Raw genomic sequence first — 24,566 nt, forward strand, 5'->3', positions numbered from 1 at the left:
CGGCGACGCCCTCGATAGTCCCGCGGTTCACTGCGGGCGTACGCGCCGTCACGACCGCACGCCGAGCGTGTGCCGCACCTCCTGCACGAACGTCACGGTGCCGGACGCGTCCCGCTGTCGGTCGATCTCGGCGAGCACCTCGTCGCGCAGCCGCGCGTGGTCGTCCTGCGGCACGGCCTCCCACATCGACCGCTGCCCGTGCGACCACGAGAACGCCAGGAACTGCTCGGGGTCGTGGAAGACCGCGCTGACCTGGTCCGGGACGGTGCGGACCTGCGCCAGGCCCGCCGCGGAGAACAGCCGCTCCATGCCGGCGTCGGAGGAGTACGGGCCGCGCAGCCCGCGGGCGCGTGCCGCGACCAGGTCGGCCGGCAGGTGCGGCTCGAAGAGCCGGTCGACCGCGGTCCACCCGGGGTCCTTCTCGCCGAGCGTCGTGACGCCCAGCCGTCCGCCGCGGACCAGGAGCTCCGCCCACGACCGGAGCGCCGCGGCCGGGTCGGGCAGGAAGAAGATGACCAGGCTCGCCGCGACGACGTCGAACGACGACGACGGCAGCGCCGGCGACCCGGCATCCCCGATCCGCACGTCGACCTGCGGGAGGTGCCCGAGGTCGCGGGCGGTGAGCTCGACCATCCGCGGGGCGAGGTCGATGCCGAGGGCGTACCCGCTCGGTCCTACCGCCGCGGCCAGAGGACCGAGGGCTGCCCCGCGACCGCAGCCGACGTCGAGCACCCGTCCACCGGGCAGCGCCTCGAGCTCGGCGACCAGCCGCGCGGCGATCGGTTCGGCCCAGGGCACGCCGACGGACTCGTACGAGTCGGCGGCGCGGTCGAAGACGCCGACGATGCCGTCCGGGGTCTCCATGGATCCAGCGTGCCCGGCCGGAGACGCGACCACCACCGGGCACGAACGAGGCGCCGAGCCCCTCAGGGCGCGACGCCTCGCTCGTGAAGGCCTAGCGGCGCTCGGCGTTCTCCTCGTCGATGCCGTCGGCCTTGATCTTCTCGGCGTCGGTCTCCTCGACCTCCACCTCCACCTCGTGGATCACCGGGCTGTCGTCACCGGTGTCGTGGACGATCCTGTCGTCGCTGCTCATCTCGACCTCCTCGTCGCGGCGTGTGCGAGAGGCGAGCGTAGGACGGGTCCGGCCCCGGCGCGCGGTGGCAGGAGGAGCCCCAGGTCAGACGCCGAGGATCCAGCGCAGCGTCCGGGCGTTGTGCACCGCGTTCCCGCCTCCGTCGTTGTTGAAGTAGACGAGGACGTCGTGCCCTGCGGCGGACCACTCGCGGAGCCGGTCGGCCCACCAGCGCAGGTCGTCGTCCGAGTAGGAGCCGCCGTACAGGTGCTCGTGATCGGGCCCATGCAGGCGGACGTAGACCGTCCGGGCGGTCGCGCGCAGCACGCACGGCAGGTGGGCGCCGCTCATCACGACGGAGGCGGCGTGGTGCCGCTCCAGCAGGGCGAACACGTCGTCGTGCTGCCAGGACGGGTGACGCAGCTCGACGGCCACCCGCACCCAGTCCGGCAGCGAGCCGAGGAACCAGTCGAGCCGGGCGTCGTCGCGCTCGTGGTCCGGCCGCAGCTGGACGAGCAGGGCCTCGCGACGGTCCCCGAGCTCGTGCCACGAGCGGGCCATGCGCTGTGACCAGTCCTCGGGCGCGTACAGCCGCTTGGCGTGGGTGAGCCCGCGCGACGCCTTCACCGACATCCCGAACCCGTCGGGGAGCCGGCGCCGCCACCCGGCGAACGTGGCGTCCCGCGGCCAGCGGTAGAAGCTCGCGTTCAGCTCGACGGTGTCGAACTCCCGGACGTAGCGGTCGAGCCGTTCCCACGAGGGCAGGCCGCGCGGATACAGGACGTCCTCCCAGTGGTCGTACGACCAGCCGGACGTGCCGATGCGGATGGTCACACCGGGTGCCTTTCGTTTCAGCGCGCGAACTGGTCGAAATGCCCCTAGATTCACTCGTCGCCGTACCTGGCGACACATTTAACCCGAGGAGTTCCCCATGACCCCCGCAGGCATCATCTCCGCGATCATCATCGGCGCCATCATCGGCGTCCTCGGTCGGCTGCTCGTGCGCGGCAAGCAGAACATCTCCATCCTGGTCACCATCATCGTCGGCATCGTGGCGGCGCTCCTGGGCACCTGGCTCGCGGGCCTGGTCGGGGTGCAGACGACAGACGGCATCGACTGGATCGAGCTCCTGTTCCAGGTCGTCCTCGCCGCGATCGGCGTGGCCATCGTCGCCGGCTCCGGCCGTCGTCGCTGACACAGCCGCACGAGAGCGGCCCGCCGTCCGGCGGGCCGCTCTTGCGTTCCCGGGGTGCACGCACCCCGACCCTGGATGACGATGGTGCGTGGCCGAAGCAGCCGGCGCACGCGGCGAGCCACCCGCAGGAGCAGACGTGAGCCAGCAGGACCAGCAGTTCCCCGCGCAGCAGCAAGAGCCCCCCGGGCTCACCGCACCGATGAGCCCGACCCCCGACCACGGGGAGTCGAGCTACGTAGGCCACGGACTGCTGACCGGGCGCCGCGCGCTCATCACCGGCGGCGACTCCGGTATCGGGCGCGCGGTCGCCATCGCCTACGCCCGCGAGGGTGCTGACGTCGCCGTCGTCCATCTGCCGCAGGAGCAGGAGGACGCCGACGAGACCAAGCGGTGGGTCGAGCACGCCGGCCGGACGTGCGTGCTCATCCCCACGGACCTGACCGACGAGGCGTCCGCGCGGGGGGCCGTCACGACGGCGGTGGCCGCGCTCGGTGGTCTCGACATCCTGGTGAACAACGCGGGGTTCCAGATGGCGCGGCGGGAGTCGATCGCCGACATCACCTCGGACGACCTGGACCGTACGTTCAAGACGAACCTCTACGCGCTGTTCTGGGTCACCCAGACCGCGCTGGAGCACCTGGGGGAGGGCGGCGTGATCCTCAACAACTCCTCCATCCAGGCGTACCAGCCGTCGGAGACGCTGCTGGACTACGCGTCGACGAAGGCCGCGATCAACAACTTCACGGTCAACCTGGCTGCCGAGGTGGGCTCGCGCGGGATCCGGGTGAACGCGGTGGCGCCGGGCCCGATCTGGACCCCGCTGCAGCCGGCGACCCAGTTCTCGGAGAAGGTCGAGAAGTTCGGGGCGGACGCCCCGCTGGGGCGTGCAGGCCAGCCCGCCGAGGTCGCGCCTGCGTTCGTCTTCCTCGCCGCCCACTCGACCGCGTCGTACGTGTCCGGGACCGTGCTCGGTGTCACGGGCGGCAAGCCCGTCTTCTGAGACACGGTCCGCACTCCACCCCGATGACCGGAGGTCACCATGTGGGCATTCCTGTTCAAGCGCGTCCGTCTCTTCCTCATCGCCGCCATCCTGCTGCCGGTGATCGCGTCACTGGCACGCCGGTTCGCGGAGCGCCTCGAGCAGAACGGTCCCACCTTCGGCTCGCGGGGCCTGCACGCGATCGAGGGAACGGCCCGCCGGGCGCGTTCGATCCTGACCTGACCCCAGCGGGAGGTATCCCATGAGCAACCCGATCCCCGACCCCGGCCAGGTGCCGGACGAGCCGAGCTTCACCGACGTGCCGGGCGACCACCCGGTCGACGACCCGACACCCCCGGACGTGCCCGAGACGCCCGACATCCAGGCGCCGCGGGACACCCCCGACAGCATCGCCGCGGGCGACGTCGGCTCGATCGAGCCGCCCGACTGACAGCGCCGCGGGGCGCCGGCACCTATCGCCGGCGCCCCGCCAGGCAGCAGACTGGCCGGGTGGTCGACAGTCCCGTGCCACCGCCGGCCAGCTGCCCGATCGGGTGGCAGCCCCAGGCGCTCGCGCCCGTGTTCTGGGGGGTCCGCTCGCTCGGCCCGGCGGACGGTGCGCCGGTGGACCTCCGGGTCTTCTTCCCGAGCCTGGACGGTGCGGTCGAGTCGGCGCCTCTGCTCGAGGGGTGCGGCCGGTACCCGCTGATCCTGTTCGCGCACGGGCACTGCCAGCAGGACACGGACCACTACCTGCGCTGGTTCCTCATCCCGGCGCTCCTGGCGCGCAGTGGCTACGTGGTCGTGGTGCCGCGGCTGGCCGGCAACGCGGGCGGCAACAACCCGTCCGTGCCGGGGCACCCGGACGAGGCGACGCTCGACGCCGTGCTCGCCTGGGCGCGTTCCGGGTGGGAGCACGCCGACGTGCTCCTGCCGCCGCCGGCCACCGGCGTCATCGGGCACAGCTTCGGCGCGATGCTGGGCGCCCGGTTCGCGGTCGGCCGCCCGGTGAGCGCCTACGTCGGGCTGAGCGGCGGGTGGCAGGACTGGTTCGGGGCCGAGCCGTTCCCGCTGCCGTTGCTCGACCTGCCGACACTGCTCTTGTGGGGCCTCGGCTTCGACCTGTTCAGCCAGCTCACCGAGGCGCAGTGGCAGGGGATGCACCGGCCGCGGCACCGGGTGGTGTTCGACGAGGGTGAGCACTGGGACTACCTGAGCGCCCAGATCGACATCCCGTGCCGTCCGGGGAGCGGCTCGTGCCCGGAGATCGCCGCCGCGACGGCGGACCTGGTGACCATGTTCTTCGCGCGGTACCTCCCGCCGGAGCTCGCGACGAACCTCGCCGCCGAGGTGCCGTCGTCCCTGGTGCCGCCCGACCTCGACCTCACGCCGGAGCAGGAGTTCTTCGCCGGCGGGTTCCTCGGCGGCTTCCGCCGGCTGGGCAACCATCCGGAGTGCGGCGTGACCGTCTCGTCGGACAGCGAGCGGCTGCTGGCCAACCGGCGCACCCGCGAGACCCACTCGCTGGACCACCCGTGCGCGTGGGTGTCCAAGATCGCGGCCCGCAACCGGTGGCCGGTGGGCGCCCGACCCGCCGGCTACCACTGGTGCGACATGTGCTTCCCGAGCCGCGCGGACGGCTGACTAGCGCGATGACGCCTGACCGGTGAGGCCGCGGGAGTGCAGCACGTGCCGCTCGAGCGGCGCGAAGACCACGAGCTCGATGACGATGCCCACCAGGAAGATGAGCCCGATCGACGCGATGACCAGGGACATGTCGCTGGTCACCCGGCCGAGGTCGAGGATCTGACCGAGCCCGGTGCCGAGGCCGGTCTGCACGATGAGCTCGGCGGCCATCAGGGAGCGCCACGCGAAGGCCCAGCCCTGCTTGAGCCCCCCGAGGAACCCGGGCAGCGCGGCCGGCAGGAGCACGAAGCGGATCCGGGTCCAGCCGCTGGCGCCGAGCACCTGCCCGACGCGCAGGTACAGCGGAGGCACCTGGTCGGTGCCGGCGAGCAGCCCGTTGACGATCGACGGGACGGCGCCGAGCAGGATGACCGCGTACATGGTCGCGTCGGTGAGCTGGAACCAGATGATCGCGGCCGGCACCCAGGCGACGGACGGGAGCGACTGGAGGCCCGTGATGATCGGGCCGAACGCGCGCCGCAGCAGCGGGGAGGCGGCCAGCGACACCCCGATCGCGACGCCGACGACGACCGACATCGCGAAGCCGACCGCCGCCCTCTGGACGCTCAGGGTGACCGCACGCCACGCGGACCCGTCCTGGATCGTGCCGAGGAGCGTCTGCCACGTGTCCGCGGGACTGGGCAGCGCGTACGGGGGCTTGAGCTCGAGCTGGTAGGCCACCTGCCAGACGACGAGGATCGCGCCGAGCGCGGCGAGCACCGGCCAGATCGCCCGCCACGCGGCTGCCCATGCAGACGTGTGGACGGTCTCGATCGGGGTCTCGAGGGCGTCGAGCCCGGCGGCGAGGTCGTCGTCGGTCGTCCTGCGGGCTGGGGGTGCCGTCGTCTCAGTGGCCATGTCGGGCGATCTCCTGTCGCAGGTCCTCGGTGATCTCGGCGCTGAGCCGGGACACGTCGGGGTCTTCGATGCGGCGCGGCTGGGGGATGTCGACCGACCACTCGCGGGCGACGCGTCCCGGACGCGACGAGAGCAGGACGACCCGCTGTCCGAGCCGGACCGCCTCGCGGACGTTGTGCGTGACGAAGATGACCGCGATCCCGGTCTCGGTCCAGATGCGCGTGAGCTCCTCGTGCAGCACGTCCCGCGTGATGGCGTCCAGCGCGGCGAACGGCTCGTCCATCAGCAGCAGGTCGCCCTCCTGAGCCAGGGCCCGGGCCAGGGCGACGCGCTGCCGCATCCCTCCGGACAGCTCGTGCACCCGCTTGGGGCCGGCGCCGTCGAGCCGGACGAGCGAGAGCAGGCGCTGAGCCTCGTCGCGGCGCTCCGCGCGGGGGATGCCGCGCAGGCGCAGGGCCAGCTCGACGTTCCCGGCGGCGGTCAGCCACGGGTAGAGGGCCGGCTCCTGGAACATCAGCGCTGGCCGGCCGCCGGGCACCTCGACCGTGCCGGAGACCGGCTTGTCGAGGCCGGCCACCAGGGAGAGCAGGGTCGACTTGCCGCAGCCGGACGCGCCGAGCAGGCAGACGAACTCGCCGGGCGCGACGGTGAGGTCGATGCGGTCGAGCACCGGCGGACGCGACGCCTCGCCGAAGTGCTGCGTGACCCCCGTCAGGCGCGCCGCGACGGCGGCCGGGGCAGTGGTGCCCGGGCCGCCGACCGCCGTCACGGTGCTCGTCACTTGCCCGACACCCCGAGGCCGCCGTCGGAGAACGGCTCCTGGTCGTTCTCGGCGAGCACCTCGTTGAGCAGGGTCAGGTCGTAGATGCCCTGCAGGTCCGTCTCGTCGGACGTGCCCGCGGCCACCGCGTGGTCGGCGGACGTCTGCAGGCTCGAGGCGATGGGGTCGAGCGTGATCCGCAGGTTGCCCCAGGCCCGGTCCAGCACCTCCGCGGACAGCGGCTTGCCGCTGAGCTTCTCGATCACCGTGTTCGACAGGGTCTTGGCCTCGTCGGGGTTCGCCGCGATCCACTCGGACGTCGCGTACTCGGCCTCGAGGAGCTTCTTCACGGTGCCGGGGTACTTCGAGAGGTACTCGGTGGCGACGATCAGGTGGGTGGTGACGAAGTCGCCGTCGGGCCACAGGTCCTTCTCGTCCAGCAGGACGTGCGCGCCGGCGTCGACGACGAGGCGGGACGCCCACGGCTCGGGCAGCCACGCGCCGTCGAGCTGGCCGGCCTTGAACAGGTCGAGCGTCTGCGAGTTCTCCTGCGGCGCGATCGTCACGTCGCTCTCGCCGCCGGTGAGCGAGGTCTTCAGGCCCTCGTCGGCGAGCCAGGCGCGCAGCGCGACGTCCTGGGTGTTGCCCAGCTGGGGCGTGGCGAGGGTGGTGCCGACGAGGTCGTCGGCGGAGTCGATGCCGTCGCGGACCACCAGCTGCGCACCGCCCGACGTGGCACCGGAGACGATCCGGATCGCCTCGCCGTTCGACTTCGCGAACGCGTTGATGGCCGGGTTCGGACCGATGAACGTGGCGTCGATGGCCCCACCGAAGAGCGCCTCGACGGCGGCGGGGCCGGCGTTGAAGATCGAGGTGGTGAGCTTCGTGTCGCCGAGGGCCTCCTGGTAGGTGCCGTCGTCGACACCCACGAGGGCCACGGCGTGCGTGAGGTTGGCGAAGTAGCCGAGCCGCAGCTCGGGAGCCTCGGCGCCGGCGGTCGGGGCGGCGGACGGGTCGGTGCCGGCGTCGGCGGTCGTGTCGTCGGCCGCGGACGAGGAGCAGGCTGCCAGCGAGGCGGCGAGGCCGGCGGCGAGCAGGACGCGGAGGGCGGAGGCGGTGCGGCGTGCGGGACGGGCGGTCATGTCAGGTCCTTGGGGGTCGCGGAGGGTGCGGGCGGGCGGTCGTCATGGACGACATCGCGGCGCCGGCTCGGTCCGCGAGGGCCGGGCGACAGAGATCTGGGTGGACGCCATGAGGGCGTTTCCTCCGCGGGGGACGGGGGTGGTGGCACGCGCGTCACGCCATGGGCCGTCGCTGATGGACGGGGGCCGGGCGTCGAACGCTCGGCCGAGGACGGGGGCCGCGTTCAGACGTTCCGCGGACAGCAGGGGCGCGCGGAAGCCATGACGACGTGACAGCACGTCGAGGCGGCGCGGCGGGTCTGCATGGGACGAGGATGACCGTCTCGTGGCCGCGGGAACAGGGCCGTCTCTTATTCTGGACACGGCAGGTCGGAATACGAGACGTTTCAGCGATGCCCGTCGAGCGTGAGCCGGTAGAACGCGCTGTGCGGGTCGAGGACGTAGTCGGCGAACGGCGGGCAGGCGACGAACCCGGCGCGTTCGTAGAGGCGGCGCGCGGGTGCGAAGTACTCCTGCGTCCCGGTCTCGAGGTGCACGGTCCGCAGGCCGCGCTCCGCCGCAGCGTCCAGGACGTGCGCGAGCAGCGCCGAACCGACGCCTCGGCCGCGCGCCGCGGTGGCGGACCGCATGGACTTGAGCTCGCCATCCGTGGGTCCGAGCTGCTTGAGGGCCGCGCAGCCGAGCAGGGTGCCGTCGGCCGCGCGGGCGGACCAGAACGTGATGCCGGGGGCCGCGAGCGCCGTCGGGTCGAGCGCGTGCACCGACTCGGCCGGCGAGGTGGCGTGCATGTCCGCGAGATGCTCACCGAGCAGCTCGAGGACGTCAGGGCGGGTCGGGTCGTCGGTGTTGATCGTGACGTCGGTGGTCGTCGGCCCCATCCGCGCGCGTCCCTCCTCGTTCCTGGTCAGGATGTCCATCGTCGCACTGGACGAATCCATCCCACCATCTGGACTTTCGGCGCGGATCATTGACACGCCTCCGCCCAATGCCTACTTTCCCGACCTGTTAGGTCATGAATTCCAGCGACAAGCCCCGGCTCGCTGGGTGGCAACCCTCCTGCGTGTGGGGTGCCCCGGGTGACGACCTGGTCCTGCACGAGCGATCGGCTCGTGCCCGACAACGACGCAGCGCCCGCCAGGCGGGTACGAAGGGACGCACGATGAGCTCGGACGGACGGCCGACGACGGCTCTCTGGATCCTGCGCCCGTGCTGTCCCGGCGCCTGTTGTCGCTGACGACACCTCCCGCCTGGCCGGCCCCGACCGGCACCTGAGCGACCGAGCCGCGGTTCCCGCGCCGCTCTGCACCTACGCCTGCACCCCCGTGCGCCGCATCGTCGTGCGCCGGGGCGCGCCCTCACGACCGAGAACGGAACCTTCCCCATGGCTTTTCCGACGACCCCCCGTCAGCTCCACCTCGGCGTCGACCTGAGCGACGCCGGCGCGCACCCCGCCGCCTGGCGCACGCACGGCTCGCAGGCGCAGCGCCTGTTCGACGCCGAGCGGCTCCAGCACCTCGTCGAGATCGCCCAGCGCGGCACCCTCGACCTCGTCGTGCTCGACGACTCGTTCTCGCTGCAGCCGTCCCGGTCCACCACGCTGCGCGGCCGGCTCGACGCCGCCCTCGTCGCCGCACGACTGGCGCCGCGGTCGCGGGGGATCGGCCTGGTCCCGACCGTCGCCACGACGCACACCGAGCCGTTCCACGTCTCCAAGGCGATCGCGACGATCGACCACGTCAGCGGCGGTCGCGCGGCCTGGCAGGTCGGCTGGACCACGGACGACCAGGATGCGGCCCACGTCGGCCGTGGTCCGGCACCCACGGAGGCCGGCGCGGTCGCCGAGGCCGAGGAGGCCGTCGAGGTGGTGACCGCGCTGTGGGACAGCTGGGAGGACGACGCCGAGATCCGCGACCAGGCCACGCACCGCTTCGTCGACCGGGCGAAGCTGCACTACGTCGAGCACGACGGCGTGCACTTCGCCGTCAAGGGGCCGTCGATCACGCCGCGGCCGCCGCAGGGGCACCCGCCGATCGTCGTGCGGGTGGGCTCCGACGCCTCGTTCGGCCTGGCGGCGCGGCACGCCGACGTCGTCCGGATCAGCGCGACCGACCGCGACGAGGCGCTCGACCTGAGGCTCCGGCTGCGGGCAGCGGCCGCCGCGGCGGGTCGGGAGCCCGGCGACCTGCGCGTGCTCGTGGACGCCTTCGTGGTCATCGGCCCCGACCGGGCGAGCGCCCGCGCCCGGCTGGACCTGCTCACGGAGCTGGAGGGCGTCGAGTGGGACACCGGCTCGCTCACGCACGTCGGCACGGCCCGGGATCTCGCCGACACGTTCCTCGACTGGTCCGCGGTCGGCGCAGCGGACGGCTTCGTCGTCCGGCCGGCGTCGCTGCACACCGACCTCGACGTGCTGGTCGACGGGGTCGTACCGCTGCTGCGGGACGCGCGGGCGTTCCGCGACCGCTACGCGGGTCCGACATTGCGGGACCAGCTGGGCCTCGCCCACCCCGTCAACCGCTACGCGGCGATCGCCTGATGGGCGCCCGCAAGCAGATCCACCTCGGCGTCCACTTCCCGGGCGTCAACAACACCACCGTGTGGAGCGACCCGCGGTCCGGCAGCCAGATCGACTTCTCGTCGTTCGAGCACCTGGCCCGGCGCGCCGAGGCGGCCAAGCTGGACTTCTTCTTCCTCGCCGAGGGGCTGCGCCTGCGCGAGCACAAGGGTCAGATCCACGACTTGGACGTGGTCGGCCGGCCCGACACGCTGCCCGTGCTGGCGGCGCTCGCCGCGGTCACCGACCGACTCGGGCTGGCCGGGACGATCAACACGACGTTCAACGAGCCGTGGGAGCTGGCCCGCCAGTTCGCGACGCTCGACATCCTCAGCGGCGGTCGCGCGGCGTGGAACCTGGTGACCAGCAGCGACGCCTTCACGGGCGAGAACTTCCGGCGCGGCGGGTTCCTGCCGTACGACGAGCGGTACGAGCGTGCAGCCGAGCTGGTCGCAGTCGCCCGGAAGCTGTGGGACTCCTGGGACGACGACGCCGTGATCGCGCACGCCGGCTCGGGGCAGTTCGTCCGGCCCGGCTCCGTGCACGAGGTGCGCCACGAGAGCAAGCACTTCCAGGTGCGCGGCGAGTTCACCACGCCGCGCGGCCCGCAGGGGCACCCGGTGCTGTTCCAGGCGGGCGACTCCCCGGACGGCCGTGACTTCGCGGCGGCCACCGCGGACGTCGTGTTCTCCGCGCACTCCACGTTCGAGGCGGGTCAGGCGTTCTTCACCGACGTCAAGGGGCGCCTCGCCGCGCACCGCCGGCGGCCGGAGGAGCTCCTGATCCTGCCGGCGACGACCGTCGTGCTCGGGGACAGTGCCGAGGACGCCGCCGAGCGGTCCCACGAGATCCGGCTGCAGCAGGTGCCCGGGCCCACGGCCATCGCGTTCCTCGAGCAGGTGTGGGGACGCGACCTCACCGACCACGACCCCGAGGGACCGTTGCCCCGGATCGAGCCGGATGTGGAGAACCTCGACATCACGCGCGGCCGGGTGCGGCACGTGAAGGACCCCCGCACGATCGCGGCTGCGTGGCGCGAGCTGGCCGACGCGAACGGCTGGTCGATCCGTCGGCTCGTCATCGAGGTGACCTCGCGTGGCGGGTTCGTCGGCACCGCCACGCAGGTGGCGGACGCGATCGACCGGCACGTCCAGGAGGACGCGTCGGACGGCTTCATCCTCGTGCCGCACCTGACCCCCGGCGGCCTGGACGACGTGCTCGACCAGGTGGTGCCGCTGCTCCAGGAGCGCGGCTCGTTCCGCACCGACTACGCGGGCACCACCCTGCGCGACCACCTCGGACTGTCCCGCCCGGCGCCCCGCGCCACCCGCTCCACCGCCGACCGCGCCCTCGTCGGCTGACCCCCCACCACTCCACCCAGAACGAAGGACCCCCGCCATGCTCCGCTCGACCCGTGCCCGCTCGGCCGCCCTGGCCACCCTCGTCATCCCCGCGCTGTTCCTGACCGCCTGCGGCTCGGGCGCGCCCGCGGCGTCGGACCCGTCCACCGCGGCCGGCACCGAGGCCGCGACCCCCGGGGGCACGCTCCGGTTCGCCCTCGGCGCCTCACCCAGCGGCGTCGACCCGCAGCAGGTGGGCTCGAACGTGAGCATCTACATCGCCCGCCAGCTGGCCGACTCGCTGACCGACCAGGACCCGGAGACCGGCGAGATCGTGCCGTGGCTGGCGGAGAGCTGGGACGTCAGCGACGACCTCACGCACTTCACGTTCCACCTGCGCGACGACGTGACGTTCTCCGACGGCACGCCCCTGACGGCCACGACGGTCAAGGCCAACTTCGACGCCCTCGTCGGACCCCTCGCCGCGACGGCCCCGCTCGCCGGCTCCTACCTCGCGGGCTACCAGGCGACGACGGTCGACGACGAGCACACGGTCACCGTGACGTTCAGCGGCCCCAACGCGCAGTTCCTCCAGGCGACGTCCACGGTGTCGCTGGCGATCCTCGCCGACGCCACCGCGGCGGTGGACCCGGCCGCCCGGCTCCAGGGCGACGTCATCGGCTCCGGTCCGTTCACGCTGGGGAAGTACACCCAGGACCAGGGCGCCACGATCGTCCGCCGTGACGGGTACGCGTGGCCGTCGGAGGTCTCCGAGAACCCGGGGGAGGCCTACCTCGACCAGATCGACTTCACGATCGTGCCCGAGTCGGGGGTGCGGTCCGGCGGGCTGGCCTCCGACCAGTTCGACGCCGTCGGCGACGTGCTCCCGCAGGACGTGCCGCAGGTCGAGGGCTCCGGCGGCTCGGTGCTGACCCGCACCAACCCCGGCGTGGCGTTCGTGCTCCAGCCGAACGTCACCGCCGGCCCGCTCGCCGACCCCGCCGTGCGCGCCGCGGTCCAGGTGGCGATCAACCGGCAGGAGCTGGTCGACACGGTGCTCAGCGAGGCGTTCAAGCCGGCGACCAGCGTGCTCGCCAGCACCACGCCCGGCTACGTGGACCTGTCCGACGAGCTCGCCTTCGACCAGGACGGTGCCGCGGACGCGCTCGACGACGCCGGCTGGACGGTCGGGGCCGACGGCATCCGCGAGAAGGGCGGCGAGAAGCTCTCGTTCGACGTCGTCTACGCGCCCCTGTTCACCGGCAGCCAGGCCGTGCTGGAGCTCACGCAGCAGCAGCTGAAGGCTGTCGGCGTCGACCTCCAGGTGCGCCTCCAGACGCCCGCGGAGCAGCAGGCAGCGCTGACGGCCGGCGACTACGACACGTACTACTACAACGTCACGCGCGCCGACGGCGACATCCTGCGCACGCAGTTCTCCTCGAAGTTCCGCAACATCAACAAGCGGCCCGCCGACACGGTGCTCGACCCGCTGCTCGACGCCCAGCTGGCGCAGGCCGACCCCGCCGAGCGTGCCGACGAGCTCGCCACGGCGCAGAAGACGATCGTCGAGGACGGCTACGCGATCCCGCTGTTCGAGCTCGCGCAGTCCATCGGCGTCGCGGGCGACGTGCACGACCTCGCCTTCGACGCCTCGTCCCGGCTGCTGTTCCACGACACCTGGATCGGTGCCGACCAGTGACCGGCTACGTCCTGCGCCGGCTCGGTGCGGCTGTCCTCGTGCTCTGGGCGGCGTTCACGGTCTCGTTCGCGGTGCTCTACCTGCTGCCGAGCGACCCGGTGAGCATCATGCTCGACGCGGCCAACCCCGGCGGCACCGTCGACCCGGCGCTGGTGGCCGAGCTCAGCGCCCGGTACGGGTTCGACCGACCACCGCTCGAGCAGTACGTCGTGCTGCTCGGGCGGGCGGTGACGGGTGACCTGGGGGTCTCCGTGACCTCCGGGGCCCCGGTCTCGCAGCTGCTGGCGGACGCGTTCCCGCAGACGCTCGCGCTCACCAGCGTGGCGCTCGGGATCGCGCTGCTGCTCGGCGGCACGATCGCGGCGGCGTCGTCCTGGACCCGGTCGATGCGGCTGCGCGCCGCACTGCTCGCGCTGCCGCCCCTCGGGGTGTCCATGCCGACGTTCTGGATCGGGCTGCTCCTGCTCCAGCTCTTCTCGTTCCGGCTGCCGGTCTTCCCGGCGGTCGGCAACCAGGGGATCGCGAGCATCGTCCTGCCGGCGGTCACCCTCGCCATCCCGCTCTCCGCGGTGGTGGCCCAGGTGCTCGCCCGCTCGATGCGGACGGCCTGGGACGCGCCCTACGTGGAGACCGCCCTGGCCAAGGGGGCGAGCCGCGGGCGCGTGCAGTGGCGGCACGTCACGCGCAACGCGTCGCTCCCGGCGCTGACCCTGCTCGGCGTCGCCGTCGGCAACCTGCTGGCCGGCGCCGTGGTGGTCGAGACCGTGTTCTCCCGTGCGGGGTTCGGCGGCCTCGTCGAGAAGGCGGTCCGCGCGCAGGACATCCCCGTGGTGCAGGGCGTCGTCGTGGTCGGCGCACTGGTGTTCGTGCTCGTCAACCTCGTCGTCGACCTCGCCTATCCCGCGCTCGACCCGCGGATCTCCCGCACCCCCGCCACGGCCTGACGCACGGAAGGACTCGTCATGACCCTCGTCTCGCACGCACCGGCCGTCGCGGCGCCGACCCTCGTCACCGCGCCCGCGGTCCCCGTCCGGCGCGCCCGCGTGGCCCGGCACCCTCTCGCCCGCCCCGGCGTGCTCGCCTCGCTCGCGGTCGTCCTGGTGGTGCTGGGCTGGGCGCTCGTGCCCGGACTGTTCACCGCCGCCGACCCGCTCACCGGTGTCCCCGCCGACAAGCTCAGCCCGCCGAGCGCGGCGCACTGGTTCGGCACCGACAACCTGGGCCGAGACCTGTACGCGCGGACCGTGCACGGCACCGGCCTCTCGCTCCAGGCGGCGCTGCTCGCCCTCGCCCTCGGCCTGGTGGTCGGCGCGCTGGTCGGGCTGGTGGCCGGCTACCTCGGCGGGGTCGTCGACGCGGTGCTCATGCGGACCACGGACGTGCTGCTGGCCATCCCCGGCCTGCTGCTCTCGCTCGCCGTGGTCACCGCGCTCGGGTTCGGCACGCTCAAGGTCGCGATCGCCGTCGGTGTCGCGGAGGTGGCGACGTTCGCCCGGGTGATGCGCGCCGAGGTGCTCCGCGTGCGGACCACGACCTATGTCGAGGCGGCCGTGCTGGCCGGCGCCACGCGGCCCGCGGTGCTCGCCCGGCACGTGCTGCCCAACTCGGCGGGCCCGATCCTCGTGCTGGCCACCGTGCAGCTGGGCGTCATCGTGCTGGCGGTCTCCTCACTCAGCTTCCTCGGCTTCGGCGCTGTGCCGCCCACGCCCGAGTGGGGCTCGCTCGTCGCCGAGGGTCGCAACTACCTCGCCGTGGCCTGGTGGTTCACCACGCTCCCCGGGCTGGTGATCGCGGCGCTCGTGCTGGCCGCCAACCGCCTCGGTCGCGTGCTCGAGACGGGGGTGCACCGATGACCGGCACGCCCGTCCTGCGGGTCCGGGACCTCGTCGTCGAGTACGAGAACAGGGGCGTGCGCGTCCCCGCCGTCCGTGGCGTCAGCTTCGACGTGCACGCGGGCGAGGTCGTGGCGCTGGTGGGCGAGTCCGGCTCGGGCAAGTCGACGACCGCGCACGCCGTGGTCGGGCTGCTCCCGGCCGGTGGTCGCGTGGTCGGCGGGAGCGTCCGGCTGCACGAGGGCGAGCTGGTCGGGCTGCCGTCCAAGGCCTGGCGGCAGGTCCGCGGCGCGCGCATCGGGCTCGTGCCGCAGGACCCGGGCATCGCGCTCAACCCGGTGACCCGCGTGGGCGACCAGGTGGCCGAGGTGCTGCGCATCCACGCCTCCGTGCGGCGCGCGGACGCGTCCCGGCAGGCGGTGGAGATCCTCCGGTCGGTCGGGTTGAGCGACCCCGAGGCCCGTGCCCGGCAGTACCCGCACGAGCTGTCCGGGGGCATGCGCCAGCGCGTGCTCATCGGCATCGCGCTCGCCCTCGAGCCGGCCCTGGTGATCGCCGACGAGCCGACGAGCGCCCTCGACGTGACGGTGCAGCGCCGCGTGCTCGACCTGCTGGACGACGTCACGACGCGCGCCGGATCGGCCGTCCTGTTCATCACGCACGACCTCGCGGTGGCGGCCGACCGGGCCGACCGCGTGGTGGTGATGAAGGACGGCGAGATCGTCGAGCAGGGTCCGACCGCACAGGTTCTCGGTTCTCCGACCCACGGGTACACGCGCTCGCTGCTCGCCGCGGCGCCGCAGCTCACCGTGACGACCCCGCGAGCGCCCGTGCCCGACGTCGGTCCGGCACCGCTGCTCGAGGTGCTCTCGGTGAGCAAGGCGTTCCGGCTGCCCGGGCACGCGGGCCGCACGGTGCAGGCGGTCGACGACGTGAGCCTGTCCATCCCCCGCGGGGGAGCGTTCGGGCTGGTGGGGGAGTCGGGGTCGGGCAAGTCGACCGTCGCGCGGCTGGTCCTGCAGCTGACGGCACCGGACTCCGGGACCGTGCTGCTCGATGGTGCTCCGGTGTCCGACGCGGCCGGCCGGACGGTCCTGCGGCGCCGGTCGCAGCTGGTGCACCAGAACCCGTTCGCGTCGCTGGACCCGCGCTTCACGGTGGCGAAGATCGTCGACGAGCCCCTGCGGTCGCACCGCGTGGGCAGCCGCGCACAGCGGCGGGACCGCGTGGTCGAGCTGCTCGACCAGGTCGCGCTGGGGGCGGCGTACGCGGACCGGCGCCCGGGCGAGCTGTCCGGTGGGCAGCGGCAGCGCGTCGCGATCGCCCGGGCCCTCGCGCTCGAGCCCGACCTGCTGGTGCTCGACGAGCCGACCAGCGCGCTCGACGTCTCGGTGCAGGCGCAGATCCTGGCCCTCCTGGACCGGCTGCGCCGCGAGCGCGGCCTGACCTACCTGTTCATCTCGCACGACCTCGCCGTCGTGCGGCAGGTCGTGGACACGGTCGGCGTGCTGCACGACGGGCGGCTGGTCGAGGTCGGGCCGACGCACGACGTCTTTGACCACCCGCAGGACCCGTACACCGCCGAGCTGGTCGGCGCGATCCCCGGCCGCCGTGCCGACCTTGCCCCCACCACCGCACTGCCGCTCGAGAGGAGCACCCGATGAGCACGCTCACCACGGACCCGACCACCGACCTGCTGCGGTGGCGCACGGAACGGGAGACGGTCCTGCGCCAGCCGCACGGCTGGCTCAGCCTGGTCGGGCTGCACGCCCTGACCTCGACCCCGTCGACCGTCCCGGGCCTGCCCGGCCAGTGGTGGACCGACGGCGACGACGCGTTCGTGCAGGCGAGCGCCGGGCTGTCCCACCCACACACGCGCGAGCCGCTCGACGACACGTGGCGCGGCGCCGTCGGCGAGGGTCTGTCGACGCTCGCCGCGACGTTCGTGCCCACCGGGCGAGCCGACGAGGACCGTGTGGTGGTCGAGCTGGTCCGCCGCACCGGTCGCCTGTACCTGCGGGTCCGGGACCCGTTGGCCGCCCCTCGCCAGGACTTTGTCGGCGTCCGCGCGTTCCCGTACGACCCGGCCTGGGTGCTCGACGTCCCGGTGCGCTGGTACGACGAGCCCGTCGAGGTGACGGTCGGCGCCGCGCAGCGCGGCCTCGTGCACCGCGTGCGGCTGGTGGGCGAGATCGACGTCGAGCGCGAGGGCGTCGCGCACACCCTGCGCCTCACCGCCGGTCACGCACCCGGTTCGGCCGGCGTCCTGTTCAGCGACGAGGCCGAGGATCTGGCGCCGTGGCGCGTGCTCAGCGTGGACGCGGACACGTCGGCGGACACGCTCCGCGTCGACCTGAACCGCACGATCAACCTCCCGTACGCGTTCAGCGACTTCGGCACGTGCCCCGCACCGGTGCAGGGCAACCACCTGCCGTTCGCTGTGCGGGCCGGCGAGCGCGACCCTCGAGGGGCGGCGTCATGACCGCGCCGAGCCCCACGCTCACGGTGCGCTGGACGGGTCTGTCCGACCCGCTGGTGCGCCCCCTGCTGGACGAGCTCGCGCACGAGTACGCCACCCGGTACCGCGGGATCCTGGCGGTCGAACAGATCCGCGAGGAGATGGAGCACTACCCGGCGCACGAGTTCGCGGACCCCGACGGCGGTCTCGTCCTGCTGCTCGAGGACGGCGCGCCGGTGGCGGGCGGGGCGTTCCGGCGGCGCGTCGAGCCCGAGCTGGGTGACGCCGACCGTCGGCCGCGCGCCGAGGGGCGCGACGAGGCCGGGGTGCCGACCGTCCCCACCGCGGAGCTCAAGCGGATCTGGACCCACCACGCGCACCGTCGCCGCGGCCTCGCGTCCCGCGTCGTCGTCGAGCTCGAGCAGCGCGCCGCCGCCCTCGGCTACCCGCGCCTCTACCTGACCACCGGTCCCCGCCAGCCGGAGGCCGTGGGTCTCTACCTGCGCACCGGGTACACGCCCCTGTTCGACCCGGCGGCCGAGGCGACCGGGCCGCTGCCGTTCGAGAAGTGGCTGGAGGTGGCCCCGTGAGCGTCTTCCAGGACGAGTCCCGGCTGCTCGCGCCCCCGCCCGTGCTGCCCGCCCGCGAGGCCTCGACGCTCGCCGGGCTGCGCGTGGTGCCTGCACGGCACCCCGGCCGCTGGGTGGCCACCGCGGTCGTGGCGGTGCTGCTGGCCATGGTCGTCAGCTCGCTGGTCACCAACGACCGGTGGCAGTGGTCCGTGGTCGCGCAGTACCTGACGTGGCCGTCCGTGCTCACCGGGTTGTGGGGGACGCTGCGGCTGACGTTCGTCGCCGCGCTCATCGGGTTCGGGCTGGGCACGGTGCTCGCCCTGATGCGGCTGTCGCGGTCGCCCCTGCTGCGCTCCGTGGCGTGGGGGTACACCTGGGTGTTCCGGTCGGTGCCGCTCATCCTCCAGCTGCTGCTCTGGTACAACCTGGCCTACCTCTACCCGGTGCTCTCGTTCGGCATACCGTTCGGGCCCGCGTTCACCGAGGTGGACACCCTGTCGATCGTCGGGAAGTTCGGCGCCGCGGTGCTCGGGCTCGGGCTCTCTCAGGCGGCGTACTCGGCGGAGATCGTCCGCGCCGGGATCCTCGGCGTCGACCAGGGCCAGCACGAGGCCGCCGCCGCGCTCGGCATCCCACGGGCCCGCCAGCAGCTGCGGATCGTGCTCCCGCAGGCCATGCGGACCATCGTGCCGACGTCGATCAACGAGATCATCGGCCTGGTCAAGGGCACGTCGGTGGTCTACGTGCTGGCCTACGGCGAGCTGTTCTACACGGTCGGCGTCATCTACGGCCGCAACCTCAAGGTCGTCCCGCTGCTCATGGTGGCGGCGGTCTGGTACCTCGTCGTGACCACGGTGCTCACCGTGGCGCAGTACTACCTGGAGCGGAACTACGCCAAGGGCGCCCTGCGCACGCTGCCCCCGACGCCGATTCAGCGGCTGCGCTGGACGGTGCTGGCCACGACCAGCCGCTTGACCGGCCGCGACCTGCCCGCGCAGGTCCCACCCGCCTACGCCCCGCGTGCCGGCCACCTGTTCCGGACGGGGGTCGACCGATGACCGCCGGGCTGGTCGAGGTGCACGGCGTGCACAAGAGCTACGGCACGCTCGAGGTGCTCGCCGGCATCGACCTGGTGGTGCAGCCCGGCGAGGTGACCGTCGTCATCGGTCCCTCGGGCTCCGGGAAGTCGACCCTGCTGCGTGTCATCAACCACCTCGAGCGCGTCGACAGCGGGTTCGTGGCGGTCGGCGGAGAGGTCGTCGGCTACGAGCGTCGCGGTGACACCCTGCGCGAGCTGCGTGAGAAGGACGTCCTGCGCCAGCGCACCCGCATCGGCTTCGTGTTCCAGAGCTTCAACCTGTTCCCGCACCTCACCGTCCTGGAGAACCTGGTCGAGGCTCCTGTGCACGCGCAGGGCCGACCGCGCCGGGAGGTCGAGGCCGAGGCGCGCGTGCTGCTGGAGCGCGTCGGTCTGTCCGACAAGGCCGACGCGCGGCCCCGGCAGCTGTCCGGCGGGCAGCAGCAGCGCGTCGCGATCGCCCGCGCGCTGGCCACCAAGCCCGAGGTCCTCCTGTTCGACGAGCCCACCTCCGCGCTCGATCCCGAGCTCGTGGGCGAGGTGCTCGACGTCATCAAGACCCTCGCGCACAGCGGCACCACACTCGTCGTCGTCACGCACGAGATCGGGTTCGCGCGCGAGCTCGCGGACACCGTCGTGTTCATGGACGGCGGCCGGATCGTCGAGCAGGGGCCGCCCGCGCAGGTGCTCGACCATCCCCGGCACGCCCGGACCAAGGCGTTCCTCGACAAGGTCCTCTGACCATCCCACCCCGAAGAGAGAAGATGATGTCCACCACGTACCGCCGCCCGTCCCGCACCCGGCTGCTCGCCGCGCTCGTCCTGACCCCCCTGCTCGCGGGTCTCGCTGCCTGCTCCTCGAGCGCCGCGGACGAGCCCGGTGGCGGCGACCTCCAGGAGGCCGCCAAGGCCGCGGGTCTGACCGTCAACACGACCGCGGACCAGGACCGCATCCACACGACCGAGTCGGCCGAGGCGATCGCCCTGCTGCCTGCCGAGTTCAAGGACAAGGGCACGCTGACGGTCGCCGTGAGCGCCTACGTGGCACCGCTGGCGTTCCTGGCCGACGACGAGAAGACGCCGATCGGCAACGAGACCGACATCGCCCAGCTGGTGGCCGACGCGCTCGGGCTCGAGCTCAAGCACGAGGTCAAGGCGTGGGCCGACTGGCCGCTGGCCGTGCAGTCCGGCGCCGTCGACGCGGTGATCTCGAACGTCACGGTCACCGAGGAGCGCAAGGAGCTGTACGACTTCTCGTCGTACCGCAACGACCAGCTCGGATGGCTGGTGCGGGCAGACAACGAGGACCTCACCGAGATCTCCGAGCCGAAGGACATCGCCGGCCTCACGGTCGCGGTGGGCTCCGGCACCAACCAGGAGAAGATCCTGCTCGCGTGGGACGAGGAGAACAAGGCCGCCGGGCTCGAGCCGGCGAAGGTCGAGTACTTCGAGAACGACGGCGACACGATCCTGGCGCTCCAGTCGGGCCGGATCGACACGTCGTTCGGCCCGAACGCGACCGCCGCGTACAAGGCGGCCGTCTCCCCGGAGGACTTCAAGGTCGTCGGCACGCTCAACGGCGGCTGGCCCGCCACCGCGCAGATCGCGGTCGGCACCCTCAAGGGCAACGGCCTGGCGCCTGCCGTGACCGCGGCGCTCAACCACGCGTTCGACGACGGCTCGTACGCCAAGGTGCTCGAGCGGTGGGGCCTCCAGGACGAGGCCATCGCGAAGTCCGAGACGAACCCGCCCGGTCTGCCGAAGACAGACTGAGCGCACAGACGAGGCGGCTGGGGGAGTCGCCTCACACGGCCGGCTGGGTGGACGGGGGTCGCCCAGCCGGCCAACCCTCGATCGGAACAGGAGAGCAGATGAGCGAGCACGTGGACCACGTCGTCGTCGGCGGCGGGGTCATGGGCGCGGCGACCGCGTGGCAGCTGGCCAGGCGCGGCGCGCAGGTGGTGCTGCTCGAGCGGTTCGGCCGGGGCCACACCCTCGGGGCGTCCACGGAGCGTCCCGGATCTACCGGAACACCTACGCACGGGCGGAGTACCTGGACCTGGCGCAGGAGGCGTTCGGCCTGTGGCGCGCGCTCGAGGACGAGGCGCCGGCCGTCGGCGACCTGCTGGAGATCACCGGCGGGGTGAGCCAGGGGTCGCTCGCGTCGCGGGAGATCGCGCAGGCGTTCGCCGCGCGCGGGATCCCGCACGAGTGGCTCTCGGCGGACGAGGCGCACGAGCGCTGGCCCGGGCTGGCGTTCGAGGGCGACGTGCTGCACGAGTCGAGCACGGCGGGACGCCTGCACGCCGACCGCGCGGTGGAGGCGTTCCTCCAGGCCGCGGCCGCGGCCGGTGCGCTCGTGCTGCACGACACCCCGGCGCTCGCGATCGAGCAGCGCTCCGACGGGGTGCGGGTGGTCACCGACACCGGCACCTGGCACGCGGGGACCGTCGTGGTGGCCGTCGGCGCATGGTCGTCGACGGTGCTCGCGGGCGCGCTCGACCTGGCGGACCCGCTCGTGGTCACCCAGGAGCAGCCGGCGCACTTCGCCCTGCGGCCGGACGCCCCCGACGAGCACCGCTGGCCCTCGTTCACGCACGACCCGGCCACCCCGCACCCATGGCCCAGCGGCGTCTACGGCCTGGCCACCCCCGGCGAGGGCATCAAGGTCGGCTTCCACGGAGTCGGCCCCCGCACCGACCCGGACCACCGGTCCTTCACGCCGGAACCGGGGCAGCTGCGGCTCCTGCGCGAGTACGTGGCCCGGTGGGTGCCCGGCGCCGACCCGGACCACTTGGTCCCCATCTCCTGCACGTACACCACCACCCCCGACCACGACTTCGTCCTCGACCGACGCGGCCGGGTGGTGGTCGCCGCCGGGTTCTCCGGCCACGGCTTCAAGTTCGCGCCCGCGATCGGCCGCGTGCTCGCCGACCTCGCGCTAGAGCCTCCGGACGCCCCCGTCCGCGCGGCGCACCCGGCATTCGCGGCCGCCCGGCTCGCCCCCTGACCCCCACGGAGGACCTCCCATGACCACGAACGTGCCACTCTCCATCCTCGAGCTCGCCACCGTCGGCGTCGGCCAGACCGGCGCGGACGCCCTGCGCGCGACGCTCGACCTCGCCGTCGCCGCCGACCGCCTCGGGTACCGCCGCCTCTGGTTCGCCGAGCACCACCTCGCACCGGGCGTCGCCTCCGCCGCACCCGCGGTGCTCGCAGCCCTCGCTGCCGAGCGCACGCGCCGCCTGCGGGTGGGGTCGGGTGCGGTGCTGCTGGGCACCACCAGCCCGCTGATCGCCGCCGAGCAGTTCGGCACCATCGCGGCGCTGCACCCCGGGCGGGTCGACCTGGGCCTCGGACGGGCCTTCACGCCGCCGCCGGCCGGTGCGGTCGCCCCGCCGCGCACGGAGGCCCGCGACGTGGACGGGCTGCACGTGCCCGGCTCGCCGCCCATCGACTTCACCGACTCCGACCTGCGCGCGCGCCTGCTCGCACAGAAGGAGGTGATCGGCGCCAGCCGGTCCGGGCAGGACTTCCGCGCGGAGCTCGAGCTGGTGCTGGGTCTGCTCGCGGACTCGTACGTGGACAGCACCGGGCACTCCTACGTGAGCCCGCCCGTGGCCGGTGCCGCGTTGGACCTGTGGGTCCTGGCCTCCAGCGGTGGCGAGAGCGCCCGCGTGGCCGGCGCACTCGGCCTGCCGCTCGCGGCGAACTACCACGTCAGCCCGTCGAACGTCCTCGGCACGGTGGAGGCCTACCGCGCGGCGTTCCGGCCGGGCGTGCTCGCGGAGCCGTACGTGGTGGTCTCCGCCGACGTGCTCGCCGCCGAGACGCCCGAGCGCGCGCGGCACCTAGCGGACCCGTTCGCGGAGTGGGTGCTGTCGATCAGGCGCGGCGCGCAGGGCGCGATCGCGTACCCGGAGCCGGGGACGACGACGCCCTGGCAGCAGCGGAGCGCCGACGAGCAGGACGTCCTGCGCGACCGGATCGACACCCGGATCGTCGGCACGCCCGACGAGGTCGCGTCCGGGCTTGCCACCCTCGCGCGAGTCACCGGCGCCGACGAGCTGGTGGTGACCACCGAGACCCACGACCCCCGCGACCGCGTGCGCTCGTTCGAGCTCCTCGCCGACGTGTGGGGTCTTCCGTCGGCCGCGACGCGCGACACGGCCGACCTGGTGCCCGCGGGCGCCTGACCACCCCACCCCACGAGAAGGAGCCCACCGTGCCCGTCGACTTCCTCGGCATCGCCACCACGAGCAACGCGTCCGAGACGCACGCCGCCACGACCGCCCCGGTCGACCTGCGCTACCTCGAGCGCATCGTCCGTGCGCACGAGGACAACGGCTGGACCCGCGTGCTGTTCGCGTACGGCTCCAGCGGCCCGGAGCCGTCGGTGCTCGCCGCGCACGCCGCCGCGCGCCTCGACTCGATCGAGCTGCTGCTCGCGCACCGGCCCAACGTGTCCTACCCGACGTTCGCCGCGAAGTCGTTCGCGACCCTCGACCAGCTCTCCGGCGGGCGCCTGTCGGTGCACTTCATCACCGGGGGCAACGACCACGAGCAGCAGCGCGAGGGGGACACGCTCACCAAGGACCAGCGGTACGCCCGCACGCAGGAGTACATCCAGATCGTCAAGAAGGCGTGGACCAGCGCCGAGCCGTTCGACCACGACGGGGAGTTCTACCAGTTCCGCGACTTCGTGCTCGACGCCAAGGCGTTCGAGCGCCGCTCGCCGACGATCTCGTTCGGCGGCTCGTCGGACGCGGCCTACCGGGTGGGTGCCGCGGAGGCGGACATCTACGCCGTGTGGGGCGAACCGCTGGACCGCACGGCCGAGCAGATCGCCCGGATCCGCCGCGAGGCCGCCGCCGCGGGACGGACCACCCCGCCACGCATCCACGCCGCGTTCCGGCCGATCCTCGCGCCTACCGAGGAGCTGGCCTGGGAGAAGGCCCACCGCATCCTCGGCGCGATCGAGGCGCGCAAGGCTGCCGCCGGGGGCGTGCTCAGCAAGCGCCACCCGATCGACAAGCCGGAGAACGCCGGCTCGCAGCGCCTGCTCGAGATCGCCGCCGAGAGCGACCGGTTCGACTCCGTGCTCTGGACGGCGACGGCCAAGGCGACCGGCGGCGCGGGCAACTCGAACGCGCTGGTCGGCACGCCCGAGCAGGTGGCCCAGGCGCTCCTGGCCTACTACGACCTGGGGGTCAGCGTGATCTCCGCGCGCGGGTACGACCTGCTCGATGACGCGATCGACTTCGGCCGGTACGTGATCCCGTTGGTGAAGCAGGAGGTCGCGGCCCGCGACGCCGAGCGCGCCGCCGCTTGAGTACACG

General features: G+C 73.2%; 26 protein-coding genes and 1 riboswitch. Of the genes, 19 read left to right on the top strand and 7 right to left on the bottom strand.

Going from position 1 to position 24,566, the window contains the following annotated elements; genetic code table 11:
• Positions 1 to 48 precede the first annotated feature (48 nt).
• The 3 genes from ACO06A_RS17885 to ACO06A_RS17895 all read right to left on the bottom strand — a co-directional run bounded on the left by ACO06A_RS17885 (position 49) and on the right by ACO06A_RS17895 (position 1,909).
• A complete protein-coding gene (locus tag ACO06A_RS17885) occupies positions 49 to 864 on the bottom strand; it encodes a class I SAM-dependent methyltransferase (RefSeq protein ID WP_421733541.1) in 816 nt (271 codons plus the stop codon).
• 91 nt (positions 865 to 955) lie between these two features.
• Positions 956 to 1,096 (bottom strand): hypothetical protein, encoded by a 141-nt coding sequence (locus ACO06A_RS17890; protein ID WP_421733542.1) that lies wholly within the window; start codon positions 1,094 to 1,096, stop codon positions 956 to 958.
• 84 nt (positions 1,097 to 1,180) lie between these two features.
• Positions 1,181 to 1,909 (bottom strand): DUF72 domain-containing protein, encoded by a 729-nt coding sequence (locus ACO06A_RS17895; protein WP_421733543.1) that lies wholly within the window; start codon positions 1,907 to 1,909, stop codon positions 1,181 to 1,183.
• Between the two features lie 97 nt (positions 1,910 to 2,006).
• Between ACO06A_RS17895 and ACO06A_RS17900 the strand changes: the two genes are divergently transcribed.
• The 5 genes from ACO06A_RS17900 to ACO06A_RS17920 all read left to right on the top strand — a co-directional run bounded on the left by ACO06A_RS17900 (position 2,007) and on the right by ACO06A_RS17920 (position 4,893).
• The gene (locus ACO06A_RS17900) at positions 2,007 to 2,270 is read left to right on the top strand and encodes a GlsB/YeaQ/YmgE family stress response membrane protein (RefSeq protein WP_146845046.1); all 264 of its coding nucleotides are present in this window, start codon (positions 2,007 to 2,009) and stop codon (positions 2,268 to 2,270) included.
• Between the two features lie 199 nt (positions 2,271 to 2,469).
• The gene (locus ACO06A_RS17905; RefSeq protein ID WP_421736093.1) at positions 2,470 to 3,270 is read left to right on the top strand and encodes an SDR family oxidoreductase; all 801 of its coding nucleotides are present in this window, start codon (positions 2,470 to 2,472) and stop codon (positions 3,268 to 3,270) included.
• A gap of 39 nt (positions 3,271 to 3,309) precedes the next feature.
• Positions 3,310 to 3,492 (top strand): hypothetical protein, encoded by a 183-nt coding sequence (locus tag ACO06A_RS17910; RefSeq protein ID WP_421733544.1) that lies wholly within the window; start codon positions 3,310 to 3,312, stop codon positions 3,490 to 3,492.
• A gap of 19 nt (positions 3,493 to 3,511) precedes the next feature.
• Positions 3,512 to 3,700 carry a hypothetical protein gene (locus tag ACO06A_RS17915; protein ID WP_421733545.1) on the top strand — a complete coding sequence of 63 codons (189 nt, stop codon included), beginning with the start codon at positions 3,512 to 3,514 and terminating at the stop codon, positions 3,698 to 3,700.
• 59 nt (positions 3,701 to 3,759) lie between these two features.
• Positions 3,760 to 4,893: a hypothetical protein gene (locus ACO06A_RS17920; RefSeq protein ID WP_421733546.1), complete on the top strand. Its 1,134-nt coding sequence runs from the start codon at positions 3,760 to 3,762 to the stop codon at positions 4,891 to 4,893.
• Here ACO06A_RS17920 and ACO06A_RS17925 read toward each other — a convergent pair whose 3' ends face one another.
• The 4 genes from ACO06A_RS17925 to ACO06A_RS17940 all read right to left on the bottom strand — a co-directional run bounded on the left by ACO06A_RS17925 (position 4,894) and on the right by ACO06A_RS17940 (position 8,573).
• The gene (locus ACO06A_RS17925; protein WP_421733547.1) at positions 4,894 to 5,793 is read right to left on the bottom strand and encodes an ABC transporter permease; all 900 of its coding nucleotides are present in this window, start codon (positions 5,791 to 5,793) and stop codon (positions 4,894 to 4,896) included. It lies immediately after the preceding gene.
• A complete protein-coding gene (locus tag ACO06A_RS17930) occupies positions 5,783 to 6,508 on the bottom strand; it encodes an ABC transporter ATP-binding protein (protein ID WP_235522449.1) in 726 nt (241 codons plus the stop codon). Before ACO06A_RS17930 ends, ACO06A_RS17925 begins: the two co-directional genes overlap by 11 nt.
• A gap of 62 nt (positions 6,509 to 6,570) precedes the next feature.
• Complete coding sequence (locus ACO06A_RS17935) at positions 6,571 to 7,695, bottom strand: ABC transporter substrate-binding protein (RefSeq protein WP_421733548.1); 1,125 nt, start codon at positions 7,693 to 7,695, stop codon at positions 6,571 to 6,573.
• 386 nt (positions 7,696 to 8,081) lie between these two features.
• Positions 8,082 to 8,573, bottom strand: coding sequence for a GNAT family N-acetyltransferase (locus ACO06A_RS17940; RefSeq protein ID WP_421736094.1), 492 nt, complete (start codon positions 8,571 to 8,573; stop codon positions 8,082 to 8,084).
• 130 nt (positions 8,574 to 8,703) lie between these two features.
• A riboswitch (SAM riboswitch) is annotated at positions 8,704 to 8,824 on the top strand.
• 252 nt (positions 8,825 to 9,076) lie between these two features.
• Between ACO06A_RS17940 and ACO06A_RS17945 the strand changes: the two genes are divergently transcribed.
• From ACO06A_RS17945 to ACO06A_RS18010, 14 genes are all read left to right on the top strand, one after another.
• Positions 9,077 to 10,231: an LLM class flavin-dependent oxidoreductase gene (locus ACO06A_RS17945; protein ID WP_421733549.1), complete on the top strand. Its 1,155-nt coding sequence runs from the start codon at positions 9,077 to 9,079 to the stop codon at positions 10,229 to 10,231.
• Entirely contained in the window at positions 10,231 to 11,610 is a 1,380-nt protein-coding gene (locus tag ACO06A_RS17950) for an NtaA/DmoA family FMN-dependent monooxygenase (protein ID WP_421733550.1), read from the top strand. The genes ACO06A_RS17945 and ACO06A_RS17950 overlap by 1 nt, the downstream gene beginning before the upstream one ends.
• 37 nt (positions 11,611 to 11,647) lie before the next feature.
• Positions 11,648 to 13,288: an ABC transporter substrate-binding protein gene (locus tag ACO06A_RS17955; RefSeq protein ID WP_421733551.1), complete on the top strand. Its 1,641-nt coding sequence runs from the start codon at positions 11,648 to 11,650 to the stop codon at positions 13,286 to 13,288.
• A complete protein-coding gene (locus ACO06A_RS17960) occupies positions 13,285 to 14,232 on the top strand; it encodes an ABC transporter permease (protein WP_421733552.1) in 948 nt (315 codons plus the stop codon). Before ACO06A_RS17955 ends, ACO06A_RS17960 begins: the two co-directional genes overlap by 4 nt.
• Positions 14,233 to 14,250: 18 nt before the next feature.
• Positions 14,251 to 15,141 carry an ABC transporter permease gene (locus tag ACO06A_RS17965; protein WP_421733553.1) on the top strand — a complete coding sequence of 297 codons (891 nt, stop codon included), beginning with the start codon at positions 14,251 to 14,253 and terminating at the stop codon, positions 15,139 to 15,141.
• Entirely contained in the window at positions 15,138 to 16,784 is a 1,647-nt protein-coding gene (locus ACO06A_RS17970; protein ID WP_421733554.1) for a dipeptide ABC transporter ATP-binding protein, read from the top strand. The genes ACO06A_RS17965 and ACO06A_RS17970 overlap by 4 nt, the downstream gene beginning before the upstream one ends.
• Positions 16,781 to 17,602: a DUF1684 domain-containing protein gene (locus ACO06A_RS17975; protein WP_421733555.1), complete on the top strand. Its 822-nt coding sequence runs from the start codon at positions 16,781 to 16,783 to the stop codon at positions 17,600 to 17,602. The genes ACO06A_RS17970 and ACO06A_RS17975 overlap by 4 nt, the downstream gene beginning before the upstream one ends.
• Positions 17,599 to 18,168: a GNAT family N-acetyltransferase gene (locus ACO06A_RS17980; protein WP_421733556.1), complete on the top strand. Its 570-nt coding sequence runs from the start codon at positions 17,599 to 17,601 to the stop codon at positions 18,166 to 18,168. The genes ACO06A_RS17975 and ACO06A_RS17980 overlap by 4 nt, the downstream gene beginning before the upstream one ends.
• Positions 18,165 to 19,208: an amino acid ABC transporter permease gene (locus ACO06A_RS17985; RefSeq protein WP_421733558.1), complete on the top strand. Its 1,044-nt coding sequence runs from the start codon at positions 18,165 to 18,167 to the stop codon at positions 19,206 to 19,208. Before ACO06A_RS17980 ends, ACO06A_RS17985 begins: the two co-directional genes overlap by 4 nt.
• A complete protein-coding gene (locus tag ACO06A_RS17990; protein ID WP_421733559.1) occupies positions 19,205 to 19,969 on the top strand; it encodes an amino acid ABC transporter ATP-binding protein in 765 nt (254 codons plus the stop codon). Before ACO06A_RS17985 ends, ACO06A_RS17990 begins: the two co-directional genes overlap by 4 nt.
• Positions 19,970 to 19,995: 26 nt before the next feature.
• Positions 19,996 to 21,000, top strand: coding sequence for an ABC transporter substrate-binding protein (locus ACO06A_RS17995; protein ID WP_421733560.1), 1,005 nt, complete (start codon positions 19,996 to 19,998; stop codon positions 20,998 to 21,000).
• Between the two features lie 157 nt (positions 21,001 to 21,157).
• Positions 21,158 to 22,237 (top strand): FAD-dependent oxidoreductase, encoded by a 1,080-nt coding sequence (locus tag ACO06A_RS18000; RefSeq protein ID WP_421733561.1) that lies wholly within the window; start codon positions 21,158 to 21,160, stop codon positions 22,235 to 22,237.
• 19 nt (positions 22,238 to 22,256) lie between these two features.
• Complete coding sequence (locus ACO06A_RS18005) at positions 22,257 to 23,423, top strand: LLM class flavin-dependent oxidoreductase (RefSeq protein ID WP_421733562.1); 1,167 nt, start codon at positions 22,257 to 22,259, stop codon at positions 23,421 to 23,423.
• 29 nt (positions 23,424 to 23,452) lie between these two features.
• Positions 23,453 to 24,559 (top strand): LLM class flavin-dependent oxidoreductase, encoded by a 1,107-nt coding sequence (locus tag ACO06A_RS18010; RefSeq protein WP_421733563.1) that lies wholly within the window; start codon positions 23,453 to 23,455, stop codon positions 24,557 to 24,559.
• Positions 24,560 to 24,566: the final 7 nt, after the last annotated feature.

The organism is Cellulomonas sp. (assembly GCF_965229465.1).
In the GTDB taxonomy this organism is placed as follows: Bacteria; Actinomycetota; Actinomycetes; order Actinomycetales; family Cellulomonadaceae; genus Cellulomonas.